The sequence below is a fragment of the Ancalomicrobiaceae bacterium S20 genome (assembly GCA_040269895.1).
Lineage (GTDB): Bacteria > Pseudomonadota > Alphaproteobacteria > Rhizobiales > Ancalomicrobiaceae > Methyloraptor > Methyloraptor flagellatus.
Genome location: CP158568.1, coordinates 3,249,204 through 3,261,089 on the forward strand (window position 1 = coordinate 3,249,204; position 11,886 = coordinate 3,261,089).

The window sequence follows — 11,886 nt, forward strand, 5'->3', positions numbered from 1 at the left end:
CCCCTCCCCGATCGTTTTGCACCCTTTATCGGCAGACCGCGGGGGCGGATCAAGGCGGGGCGGGCGAATGGCTCGATCCCGAAAGCGACCTCAAAAATGCGAAGGGGCGGCACGAGGCCGCCCCTGTCGGGAATTTCGTCCTGAGACGAGGAGATCAGGCGGCCTTGCGGCGGACGATCTCGCGGATCTGACCGCGGGTCAGACCGATATCCGAGAGCTGGCGATCGTCGAGCGACGAGAGCTGACGAACGGCCTCACGATAGGCGAGGAACTCACGGACCGAGTTGGCGATGTTGCTGATCGACATAGTTCTTACTCCGAAATAGGCGTTTTGCCGGATCTGGTGCGCTGCGGCGGCGTTTGCATCGCGCTGCAGCATCTGCGTCTTGAATAGGCAAACTCGTGATCAGAAGGAAGGCACGAAATTCGGTTTCGGAGCTGCATTTTTTGCATGGCTCATCGGGCATTGGTTAATGAGCCGTTAACGATGCCGAACCGCAGAAAGAAAGGATTATGACCGGAATACGAAGCTTTGCGGAGTCATGACGGCGCAAGCGACCGAACGGCCCCGCCAAAGCCATAATTCGCCATCCATGCGCTCAATGATTGGCTCGTTCATTGGTCAGGTGAATATTTGGGCATTTTGCGTTGCCGTAAACAGCCTGTTCAGCATCCGGCGAAGATTTCGCTGATCGCGTCGCTCGTCGGTCGTTCCGGCCCTCGGCCACCCTCTCCCGGACGACCGGGCGGCCCGCCCCGGAGCGGCGGTCCGGTGCTTAAGAGCCCTGGCGACGGCCGTTGCGTTCGCCGGCAGTCAAATTGGTCAGGCCACCTTGCCCCTTGATCATCATTCCGAAAGGCGATACAGCCGATCCTGCTAACATGTTTGAAGGACCGCGATGCCGTTCCAGGCGATCGAGACCCAGCGCCTCTATCAGCAGGTCGCCCAGCAGGTGGCCGGCCTGATCCATGGCGGCGAGCTCGGTCCCGGCGAGCGGCTGCCGCCCGAACGCGACCTCGCGCGCCGGCTCGGCGTCAGCCGGCCGACCGTGCGCGAGGCGATGATCGCGCTCGAGATCGCCGGTCTGGTCGAGGTGCGCGTCGGCTCGGGCATCTATGTCCGGCAGCCGAACGGCGCCGACGGCGCGGCGCCGAGCTTCGACGAGGGGCCAAGCCCTTACGAGATCGTCGATGCGCGTCTGATGATCGAGCCCCTGATCGCGGCCGACGCGGCGCGTAATGCCACCGCGGCCGACGACGCCGCGATCGCCTCGACCCTGGCCGAACTCGAAGCCGCGGGCACGCGCGAACTGCGCGAGGCGGCGGATCGGCGTTTCCATACGCTGATCGCACGGGCGGCCGGCAACTCGGTGATGGTGACCTTCGTCGAGTCGCTCTGGGCCGGGATGAGCAGCACGCTGTTCGCCGCGCTCGCCGACCGCACCGGCCTGCCGGAGATCCGCGCCATCACGCTCGCCGATCACCGCGCCATCGCGACCGGCATCCGCGCCCGTGATCCGGGCGAGGCGGCGGAGGCGATGCGGGCGCATCTCGCCCAGGTCCGCAAAGTACTCGACACCACCGCCGACCCACCCGCCGGCAGTGCCGCGACCCGACGCTGAAGCAACAAGAACACCGCCAGGGAGAGAAGCCGATGTCCCTCGTCCACCCCGACCGCCTGCTGCCGGCCGATCCCGCGACCCGCGACGTCGCGCGCCGGCTCTATGCTGCGGTCCGCGACCTGCCGATCGTGAGCCCGCACGGGCACACCGATCCGGCCTGGTACGCGCTCGACGAGGCGTTCCCGGACCCCGCCAAGCTGTTCGTCGTGCCGGACCACTACATCTACCGCATGCTCTATTCGCAGGGCGTCAAGCTCGAGGACCTGGGCATACCGACCCGCGACGGCGCGGCGGTCGAGACCGATCCGCGCACGATCTGGCGCCGCTTTGCCGGCCACTATCATCTGTTCCGCGGCACGCCGACGCGCTTCTGGCTCGACCACACGTTCGGCACGCTGTTCGATCTCGACGTCCGGCTCTCGGCCGAGACCGCCGATCTCTATTACGACCGCATCGCCGAGCGGCTCGCGACCCCGGCGTTCCGGCCGCGCGCGCTGTTCGAGCGGTTCAAGATCGAGGCGATCGCCACGACCGAGAGCCCGCTCGACGACCTCAAGTACCACCGGATCGTCCGCGACAGCGGCTGGACCGGCAAGGTCGTGACCGCCTATCGGCCCGACCCGGTCGTCGATCCGGACTTCGAGGGCTTCGCCGACAATGTGAAGGCGTTCGGCGCGCTGACCGGCGAGGACACATCCACATGGGCCGGTTACCTCGCCGCCCACCGCACGCGCCGCGCCTATTTCCGGGCGTTCGGCGCGACCTCCACGGACCACGGCCATCCGACCGCCGCCACCGCGGATCTGTCGAAGGCCGACGCGGAAGCGCTCTACGCCAAGGTGATCTCCGGCAAGCACACGGCGGCCGAGGCCGAGCTGTTCCGCGCACAAATGCTGACCGAGATGGCCGGCATGAGCGTCGAGGATGGCATGGTGCTGCAGATCCATCCCGGCTCGTTCCGCAACTACAACAAGCCGGTGTTCGAGCGTTTCGGCCGCGACAAGGGCTGCGACATCCCGACCGCGACCGATTACGTGAAGGCGCTGAAGCCGCTGCTCGATCGCTACGGCAACGAGCGGGATCTGACCATCATCCTGTTCACGCTCGACGAGACATCCTACTCGCGCGAACTGGCGCCGCTCGCCGGCCACTTCCCGGCCCTGAAGCTCGGGCCGGCGTGGTGGTTCTTCGACAGCCCGGAGGGGATGCGCCGCTTCCGCGAGCTGACCACCGAGACCGCCGGCTTCTACAACACCGTCGGCTTCAACGACGACACCCGCGCCTACCTGTCGATCCCGGCCCGCCACGACATGGCCCGTCGGGTCGACTGCGGCTATCTCGCCGAACTGGTCGTCAAACATCAGATCGGCGAGGACGAGGCCTTCGAGGTCGCCCACGACCTCGCCTACAGGCTCGCTAGGCAAGCCTACAAGCTCTGAAATCGGACCGTCGGACCGGGAGATCCGACGGGACCACCAAGGGAGGAACAATGATGAATAACTTCGAAATCTCACGCCGCGGCCTTCTGATGAGCGGTGCCGGCGCCGCCGGCCTCGCGCTCGCCGGCCGTCCGGCCTTCGCGGCGCTGTCGAAGCCCGCCTCGCCGGTCACGATCAACGTGGTCGACGTCGCCGGCAATCTGGCGCTGACCCAGAAGGCGATCGAAAACTATCGCAAGGCCAAGCCGGACTGGGTCTCGAAGATCACCTTCTCCAAGGCGCCGGCGCCGGAGCTGCCGGGCAAGATCAAGGCGCAGCAGGACGCCAACCGCGTCGACATCGACCTCGTGCTGACCGGCACCGACGTGCTGTCGGCCGGCATCGACCAGAAGCTCTGGATCGAACTGGTCTCGGCCAAGGCCGCCGACCTGCCGAAGCTGCAGGACATCTATCTGGAGCCGGCGTGGCGCATGCAGAGCCTCGCGCAGGGCTTCGGCGTCTGCGTGACCTACTATCCGTCCGGCCCGCTGCTCGAGTATGCCCCCGAGCGCGTCGCCAAGGTGCCGACCACCACCGACGAACTCTTGGCCTGGGCCAAGGCCAACCCGAAAAAGTTCCAGTATGCCCGCCCGGCCAACTCCGGCCCGGGCCGCACCTGGCTCATGGGCCTGCCCTACCTGCTCGGCGACAAGGATCCGAAGGATCCGATCGGCGGCTGGGACAAGACCTGGGCCTACCTGCGCGAACTCGGCGAGACAATCGAGAACTATCCGGCCGGCACCACGCCGACCATGAAGGCGCTCGGCGAGGGCACCGTCGACATGATCGTCTCGACCACGGGCTGGGACATCAACCCGCGCGTGCTCGGCGTCGTGCCGAAGTCGGCCGAGGTCGCGGCGCTCAAGGGTTTCCGCTGGGTCGCCGACGCGCATTACATGTGCGTGCCGAAGGGCGTCTCGGACGAGAAGCTCGCCGTCATCCTCGACCTGATGAACTGGCTGCTCAAGCCCGACCAGCAGGCCTACACCTATGACGAGGGCTACTTCTATCCGGGCCCGGCGGTGAAGGGCGTGACCCTCGACATGGCCCCGGCGGAGAGCCAGGCCGCGATCAAGGAATTCGGCCGGCCGGCCTACGACAAGCTGATCGCCGACAACCCGATCGAGCTGCCGCTGACGCCCGACAAGATGGTCCTCGCGTTCCGCAAGTGGGACGAGGAGATCGGCGCGCGCAAGGGCAAGTGAGCCCTGCCGGTCGCGCCGGCGGGCCCTGCCCCACGGCGCGACCGGTCTTGTTCAAAATCCCCAGGATCGTTCACCGCATCACCCGCCGTCGAGGCGCGTGACCCCGCGGGCCAGCCCGACACGGATGTCTCCGATGGCTCTTTCGCATGCCGCGTTCCGGCAACTCCGCCTCGAAGGCCTGCAGCGCAACTTCGGCGCCTACAATGCCCTGAAGGGGCTCGACCTCACCATCGAACGCGGCGAATTCATCGCACTGCTTGGGCCGTCGGGCTGCGGCAAGACCACCGCGCTCAACTGCATCGCCGGCCTGCTCGCGGTCACCGGCGGCCGCATCATGCTCGACGACAAGCGCGTCGACACGCTGCGCCCGGAAGAGCGCGGCTTCGGCATGGTGTTCCAGAACTACGCGCTGTTCCCGCACATGACGGTCGCCCGCAACGTCGGCTTCGGCCTTCGGATGCGCGGCGTGCCGAAGGCGGAGGCCGACAAGCGCATCGCCGAGGCGCTGGCGCTGGTGCGGCTCACCAATCAGGCGGAGAAGCTGCCGGGCCAGCTCTCCGGCGGCCAGCAGCAGCGCGTGGCCATCGCGCGCGCCATCGTCATCGAGCCGCCGCTCGTGCTCATGGACGAGCCGCTGTCGAACCTCGACGCCAAGCTTCGGCTCGAGATGCGCGCCGAGATCCGCCGCATCCACCAGTCGCTCGGCTCGACCACGATCTACGTCACCCACGATCAGGAGGAGGCGCTGTCGCTCGCCGACCGGATCGTGGTGCTGCGCGAGGGCGAGATCCGGCAGGTCGGCACGCCCGAGGACCTTTATGCCCGGCCGGCGCATGTCGATGTCGCCGAGTTCATGGGCTACCGCAACCGCATCGCCGGCCGCGTCGTGGCGCGCGACGGCGAGACGGTGACGGTCGACATCAACGGCGCCCGTGTGACCGGAACCGCGCGCGAGGCGCTCGCCGGCGAGGCCGCGGTCGTCGCGCTGCGCCCCGACGACCTCTGCCCGGCCGAGACCGACAACGCCATTCCGGCGACCGTCGAGGCGATCGAATATCGCGGCCGCGAGTTCCACGGCATCGCCCGCTCGGCGACCGGTGTCGAACTGCACTTCTCGTCCGAGCATGGCGTCCGGCCGGGCGAGACGGTCCGGCTCGGCGCCGATCCGGCGCGCACGCTGGTGTTCGCGGGAGGCGCGGCATGAGCTCGACCGCTCTTCCAGATCGCGGCCCGACGCTCGGCCAGCGCCTCGCGGCGCGCGGGCTCGACGGCGTCACGCTCCTGGTGCTGCCGGCGGCGCTCTTCATCGTCGGCCTGTTCATCTACCCGTTCCTTTACGGGCTGGTGCTCTCCTTCGAGCCGAAAGCCGGCGGCGGCTGGCTCGCCAATTACGAGAAGTTCTTCTCCGATCCGTTCCTCTACAAGACGATCTGGATCACGCTGCGCCTCGCCCTGCCGGTCACGCTCCTGAACATCCTGCTCGCGATCCCGATCGCGTTCCGGGTCCGCCTGCTGCGCCGGCAGCGGCTCCTGACCACCATTCTCGTCCTGCCGATCACGCTCGGCACCGTGCTGGTCGCCGAGGGCATGCTGTTCTACTTCGGGCCGCAGGGTTGGTTCAGCCGGACCTTGATGTTCCTGCACATCACCTCCGGCCCGGTGAAGCTCACGCTCGGCTATTGGGGCGTGTTCCTGTCGCTGATGATCACGGGCTTTCCCTTCACCTTCCTGCTGACGCTCTCCTACGTGACCGGCATCGATCCGAGCCTCGAGAGCGCCGCCGCGACGCTCGGCGCGAGCCCGGCGGCGCGGTTCCGCGAGGTGTTCCTGCCGCTGCTGGTGCCGGGTCTGGCAATCACCTTCTGCCTGTCGTTCGTGCAGGCCTATTCGGTGCTGCCCTCGGCAGTGCTGGTCGGCGACCCCGCCAACGCCACGCGCGTGATCTCGATCGCGGCCTATCAGGCGGCGTCCGAGGAGTACGACTACTCGATGGCCTCGGCGATCGCGATGATCATGGGCGCGGTCCAGCTCGGCGTCGTGACGATCGTGCTGATGCTCCGGTCGCTGTTCTATCGCGGCCCGGCCGGCGGCGCGAAGGGTTGAGGAGAGCGGCATGAACAATCGCTTCGACACGCTCTCCACCCGCATCTGGGCGATCGCCGTCTGGGTCGTGGTCGGCTTCTTCATCGTCAACCTGATCGGCCTGATCGGCTCGGTCGTGGTGTCGTCCTTCGGCACGCGCTGGCTCGGCACCTGGCTGCCGGCCGGCTGGACCACCCGCTGGTACTATTCCGCCTGGGACGAATTCCAGCTCGGCGACGTGCTTTGGACGACCTTCCAGGTCGTCGGCTCGGTCGTCGCGCTGTCGGGCCTGATCGGCGTGCCGGCGGCCTATGCGATGGCGCGACGCGCGTTTCCCGGCAAGCGGCTCGTGATGCTGATCTTCCTCTTGCCGCTGCTCGTGCCGCCGGTCACCTTCGGCATTCCGCTCGCGACCGTGCTCTACAAGGTCGGGCTCGGCGGCACGCTGATGGGCGTGATCCTCGCCAATCTGGTGCCGACGGTGCCGTTCGTGATCCTGGTGATGATCCCGTTCATCGAGCAGGTCGATCCCCGCATCGAGGCGGCGGCGCGGGTGTTCGGCGCCAACACGTTCCGCGTCTTCGTCCATGTCCTGGTGCCGATCCTGATGCCGGGCGTGCTCGCCGCGTTGCTGCTCGTGCTCGTCCGCACCATCGGCATGTTCGAGCTGACCTTCCTGACCGCCGGCCCGAGCTCGCAGACGCTGGTGGTGGCGCTCTACTACGCGGTGTTCGCCGCCGGCGTCCGCGCCGTGCAGTCGATCGACGCCATGGCGGTGATCTACATGGTCACGACGCTGATCTGGCTGATCATCGCGCTCAGGTTCGTCAACCCGACGCAGATCGTGGCGCGGGCGAAACGCTCCGACGCGCATTGAGTCTGTCAGGCGGAAGGCGTGCGACCAGATGAAGGCCGCACGCATATAAGCAAGCAAGAAAGAAGGCCCCCGATGACCCTGCCCCGGCTCTCGAACGCCACGCTCGCCGACCTGCCCGCCGCCGTCGAACGCCCGGCCTATGACCGCGCCGCGATCGAGACCGGCATCGTCCATCTCGGCGTCGGCGCCTTCCACCGGGCGCATCAGGCCGTCTACACCGACGCGGTGCTGAAGGACGATCCGCGCTGGGGCATTCTCGGCGTCAGCCTGCGCAACCCGGACACGCGCGACGCGCTCGAGCCGCAGGACGGCCTCTATACGGTCGCGGCGGTCGACGGCGCCGGCGCGCGGCTCAAGATCGTCGGGTCGTCGACCGGGCTCGTCGTCGCGCCCGAGGATCCGGCCCGGCTGGTCGAGATCCTGGCGCGGCCGACCACCCGGATCGTCACGCTGACCGTCACCGAGAAGGGCTATTGCCACGATCCGGCGACCGGCCGCCTCAACGAGAGCGACCCCGGCATCCGCCGCGATCTCGAGCATATCGACCGGCCGAAGACCGCGATCGGCTTTCTCGCCGCCGGGCTGAAGCGGCGCTTCGAGGCCGGTGTCGCGCCGTTCACGGTGCTCTCCTGCGACAACCTGCCGGCCAATGGCGAGACCGTGAAGCGGATCCTGAGCCGCTTCGCCGAGTTGGTCGATCCGGCGTTCGGCCGCTTCGTGGCGAGCGAGGTCGCGTTTCCCTCGTCGATGGTCGACCGGATCGTGCCGGCGACCACCGAGGCCGATCATGCGACCATTGCCGCGGCGCTCGGCGTCGCCGACCACTGGCCGGTCATGACCGAGCCGTTCTCGCAATGGGTGATCGAGGATCATTTTACGCTCGGCCGGCCGGACTGGGCCTCGGCCGGCGCTGAGTTCGTCTCGGATGTGAAGCCCTACGAGCTCATGAAGCTCAGGCTGCTCAACGGGTCGCACTCGACCATCGCCTATCTCGGCTATCTGATGGGCCGCGGCACCGTCTCCGAAGCGATGGCCGTGCCGGCGCTGAAGCAGCTCGTCGCCGGCCTGATGGACGAGGAGATCACGCCGACCCTGCCGACGCTCTCCGGCTTCGACGTCGGCCGGTACAAGCGCTCGCTGGTCGAGCGGTTCGAAAATCCGGCGCTCAAGCACCGGACCTGGCAGATTGCCATGGACGGATCGCAGAAGCTGCCGCAGCGGCTGCTCGGCACGATCCGCGACCGGATCGCGGCCGGCGCGTCGTTCGAGCGGCTGGCGCTCGGTGTCGCCGCCTGGATGCGCTACGTCACCGGCCTCGACGAGGACGGCGCGCCGATCGACGTGCGCGATCCGCTCGCCGCCCGGCTCAAGGCGATCGGCGAGGCGGGACGCGGCGATGCGCGCCACATGGTCGCCGGCTATCTCGAGGTGCGCGAGGTGTTCGGCGCCGATCTCGCCGGCCATGCCGATTTCCGCGCGACGCTGGAGCGCCATCTCACGAAGCTGCTGGCGCAAGGCGCGAGGGCGACCGTCGAAGGCCTCGCCTGAGCCCGATCCGGCCCGAGAACGCGATCAGGCCAGAGAACCGGCCAAGAAAAAGGGCCCCGCTCATCCGAGCGGGGCCCCTCGCAATTCAGCCGATCCGCCAGAGGATCACTGTCGGTTGGCGGCGACCGAGGCCGGGACCTGGATGTTGTCCTGCAGGGACACCCAGCGGTTCTGGTCGTCCTGCGCCTGGCGCTTGACGAACTTGTAGCCGGTCGCGGTCCAGCCGATGATCTCGTCGCGCATGTTGTCGAGGATCAGGTCACCGTGATCGGTCTTGGCGGTCAAAACCGCGTGACCGGCACCCTGAAGATCGATGACGACGGTGATCAGCAGCGCCCCGCGCGGAAAGCCGCGCTGGATCAGCAGCTTGCGCTTCAGCAGGACGTAGTCCTCGCAGTCGCCCTTGCCGTCGTCGGGATAATCCCAGCGATCCGGCTGGCCCCAGTGTTCCTGGTCGGTCACCGGCACGATGGACTGATTGACCATGCGGTTGACGTCGTCCATGACCGCCCAGGCGGCCGCGTCGAGCTTGATGTCTTCCGCACGGGCGCGACCGCTGTCGCATTCGCCGCGGTAGCGCCGGCAGAAATCGACCCAGCCCCACACCGGCTTCGTTTCGGCACCAGGCACGGCCGCAGTCGCCTCGGGCAGGCGCGCGATCCTGATCTTCTCTTTGGCTTCCGCAGGACTTCCCACCAGCACGGCGACGCAGACTGCGGCAAACAATACTTTCGTCCGGAGCGTCATTGACGAGCATCCCCCTATCCGATGAGAGGATACTCGCACAGTCGAATTAGATTGACGTCAAAACTCCAACCTCAATTTCCATGGTCGACGCAATGATTCGTTATCTTCACTTGGATCGACATTGAATACATTTTATCGAAAATTTTATTCTTTATTTTAAGGATACATTAACCACGGACAGGAAGCCGACAGGGGCCTTGCTCTATGGTCCGCGGCGTCGCACCGGCCCGCCGCCGGGCAGAGACGAGGATCGCGCCCGTGACCATCTCCACCGACAAGCCGTCCGAAACCCCGGACACCGAACAGGCGATCTCGGCCCGCGTGCTGATCGGCCTTCTGCTGCTGGCGGCCGTTGCGGCCGGCATTCTCGGCTACGCGCTCTTCATCGGCCAGGGTGTCGGCGGCGACTGACCCGACCCGGACCCGGCGGTTCGTCCGAACGGACTTTCCGGTCCGAGGTCCAACCGCTAGGAAGGATCTTGCCGCGGTCGACGTGGCGACCGATTCTCCACGGGCGGATTTTCATGGCGAGCGCTTGCACCAACGGCATCGATACGGGCTTCCTGGCTCTCGGTTACGAGAAGGTCGCCATTCTCGGCGTGTTCCAGGGCATCACCGAGCTGCTGCCGATCTCCTCCACGGCGCATATGCGCGTCGTACCGACGCTGCTCGGCTGGCCGGATCCCGGCTCGGCCTTCTCGGCGGCTATGCAGCTCGCGGCGCTGGCCGCGGTGATCGGCTATTTCTGGAACGATATCCGCGAACTGGTGTTCGGGTCGGTTCGCGCGGTCGTCACCCGCGAGTTCAACAGCTTCTATTTCCGCCTCGCCGTCGGCATCGTGATCGGCACGATCCCGATCGGCATCGGCGGCATCCTGCTCGCCAAGACGCTGAACAGCTGCGGCTCGCCGCTGCGCGGGCTGATGGTGATCGGCGCCGCCTGCATCGTGATGGGCCTGCTCCTCGCCGTTGCCGAGCTGACCGCCAAGCACACGCGCGACATCCACACCGTGCGCCTGCGCGATGCGCTGATCGTCGGCCTCGCCCAGGTCGGCGCGCTGATCCCCGGCGTGTCGCGCTCGGGCTCGACGCTGACCGCCGCGCTGTTCCTGAACCTCAAGCGCGAGGACGCCGCGCGCTTCTCGTTCCTGCTCGGTCTGCCGGCAATCACGCTGGCCGGTCTCAAGGAACTGGTCGAGCTCTACCACGCCGGCCTGTCGCTGCACGGCTGGATGGTGCTCGGCGTCGGGCTTCTGACCGCGAGCCTCTCGGCCTTCATCGCGATCTGGTCGCTGATGCGGGTGCTCGAGAAGTTCTCGGCCTGGCCCTTCGTGATCTACCGGATCGCGCTCGGCGTGTTCCTGGTCTGGGGCTCGCTCAGCGGGTTCCTCGACAACTGATCCGGAGGGTGTCGAGGCCGCTCGTGATCCTCGGCGCGGCTCGCGCCGTACGGGAATTGGTATCGCGGCTTGCGCCGCTCAGGCGTCCTCGACCAGCGCCTCGATCCAGCGCCGGAACACTTCCGGCGCCGGACAGGAATATTGTGCGTAGGTCCGGCGCGGCGGGCCGACCAGCACGCCGACGCCGCCGAGGCCGGCGACCGCCTGGAACGCGTCTTCGTCGGTGACATCGTCACCGGCATAGAACGGCCGCCGGCCGGCGTAGCCGGGGCTCGCGAGCAGGCGCTCGACCGCCGTGCCCTTGGTCGCATCGCGGCGGGCGATCTCGATGACGCCCTTGCCCTGGATCAGCCGCCAGTCGCGGACATGGCCGGCGACCGCGATCCTGACCGCGCGGGCGAGATCGCCGGCTGCTTCGGGCACGCGCCGCCAGTGCACCGCGACCGAATGGGACTTTCGCTCGATCCAGGCGCCGGGATAGGCCGCGATCGCAGGTTCGAGCGCTGTCGCGATCCCGTCGAGCAGCAGGTCGTCGGCCGCGGCGACCGCATCGAGCGTGGTGCCGAGCCTGAGCGTCGCGCCGTGATTGCCGGCACAATCGAAGTCGGCGCCAAACAGCCGGTCGGCCGAGCCAAGACCGCGGCCGGTGACGAGCGCGAGCGCGCCGCCGGCGAGCGCCTTCAGCCGCCGCAGGGCCGGCAGCAGCGTCTCCGGCACGACAACCCGATCCGGATGATCGGCGAGATCGAGCAGCGTGCCGTCGATGTCGAACAGGAAGGCCCAGCCGCCACGCGGATCGATGCCGAGGCTCGTCATCGGCGCCAGTTCGGTCGCGAAACTGTCGCTGGCGTGCTGCTCCGGGCCCCGCCGGTCGCGCATCGCCGCCGGCTCGTCGGTCTCACCGCGTTCGGCATTCGCCATGATCGA

The 11,886-nt window shown here is 67.6% G+C and carries 12 protein-coding genes; 9 read left to right on the top strand and 3 right to left on the bottom strand.

Features of this window, described 5'->3' with window-relative positions; translation table 11 throughout:
- Positions 1-154: 154 nt before the first annotated feature.
- Entirely contained in the window at positions 155-379 is a 225-nt protein-coding gene (locus ABS361_14775) for a DUF1127 domain-containing protein (protein ID XBY43351.1), read from the bottom strand.
- A gap of 520 nt (positions 380-899) precedes the next feature.
- Between ABS361_14775 and ABS361_14780 the strand changes: the two genes are divergently transcribed.
- The 7 genes from ABS361_14780 (at position 900) to ABS361_14810 (ending at position 8,812) form a co-directional block, all read left to right on the top strand.
- A complete protein-coding gene (locus tag ABS361_14780; protein XBY43352.1) occupies positions 900-1,622 on the top strand; it encodes a FadR/GntR family transcriptional regulator in 723 nt (240 codons plus the stop codon).
- Between the two features lie 32 nt (positions 1,623-1,654).
- Complete coding sequence (gene uxaC / locus ABS361_14785; GenBank protein ID XBY43353.1) at positions 1,655-3,061, top strand: glucuronate isomerase; 1,407 nt, start codon at positions 1,655-1,657, stop codon at positions 3,059-3,061.
- Positions 3,062-3,114: 53 nt separating this feature from the next.
- Positions 3,115-4,305, top strand: coding sequence for an extracellular solute-binding protein (locus ABS361_14790; GenBank protein ID XBY43354.1), 1,191 nt, complete (start codon positions 3,115-3,117; stop codon positions 4,303-4,305).
- Positions 4,306-4,438: 133 nt separating this feature from the next.
- Positions 4,439-5,509, top strand: coding sequence for an ABC transporter ATP-binding protein (locus tag ABS361_14795; GenBank protein ID XBY43355.1), 1,071 nt, complete (start codon positions 4,439-4,441; stop codon positions 5,507-5,509).
- Positions 5,506-6,408, top strand: a complete 903-nt coding sequence (locus tag ABS361_14800) for a sugar ABC transporter permease (GenBank protein ID XBY43356.1) — start codon at positions 5,506-5,508, stop codon at positions 6,406-6,408. The genes ABS361_14795 and ABS361_14800 overlap by 4 nt, the downstream gene beginning before the upstream one ends.
- 10 nt (positions 6,409-6,418) lie before the next feature.
- A complete protein-coding gene (locus ABS361_14805; GenBank protein ID XBY43357.1) occupies positions 6,419-7,264 on the top strand; it encodes an ABC transporter permease in 846 nt (281 codons plus the stop codon).
- A gap of 72 nt (positions 7,265-7,336) precedes the next feature.
- Positions 7,337-8,812 carry a mannitol dehydrogenase family protein gene (locus ABS361_14810; protein XBY43358.1) on the top strand — a complete coding sequence of 492 codons (1,476 nt, stop codon included), beginning with the start codon at positions 7,337-7,339 and terminating at the stop codon, positions 8,810-8,812.
- 105 nt (positions 8,813-8,917) lie between these two features.
- Here ABS361_14810 and ABS361_14815 read toward each other — a convergent pair whose 3' ends face one another.
- Positions 8,918-9,559, bottom strand: a complete 642-nt coding sequence (locus ABS361_14815; GenBank protein XBY43359.1) for a transglutaminase-like cysteine peptidase — start codon at positions 9,557-9,559, stop codon at positions 8,918-8,920.
- Between the two features lie 258 nt (positions 9,560-9,817).
- Between ABS361_14815 and ABS361_14820 the strand changes: the two genes are divergently transcribed.
- Entirely contained in the window at positions 9,818-9,970 is a 153-nt protein-coding gene (locus tag ABS361_14820) for a hypothetical protein (GenBank protein ID XBY43360.1), read from the top strand.
- 113 nt (positions 9,971-10,083) lie between these two features.
- On the top strand, positions 10,084-10,959 hold the full coding sequence (locus ABS361_14825; protein ID XBY43361.1) for an undecaprenyl-diphosphate phosphatase: 876 nt from the start codon (positions 10,084-10,086) through the stop codon (positions 10,957-10,959).
- Between the two features lie 78 nt (positions 10,960-11,037).
- Here ABS361_14825 and otsB read toward each other — a convergent pair whose 3' ends face one another.
- Positions 11,038-11,880: a trehalose-phosphatase gene (otsB, locus tag ABS361_14830; GenBank protein ID XBY43362.1), complete on the bottom strand. Its 843-nt coding sequence runs from the start codon at positions 11,878-11,880 to the stop codon at positions 11,038-11,040.
- Between the last annotated feature and the right edge of the window lie 6 nt (positions 11,881-11,886).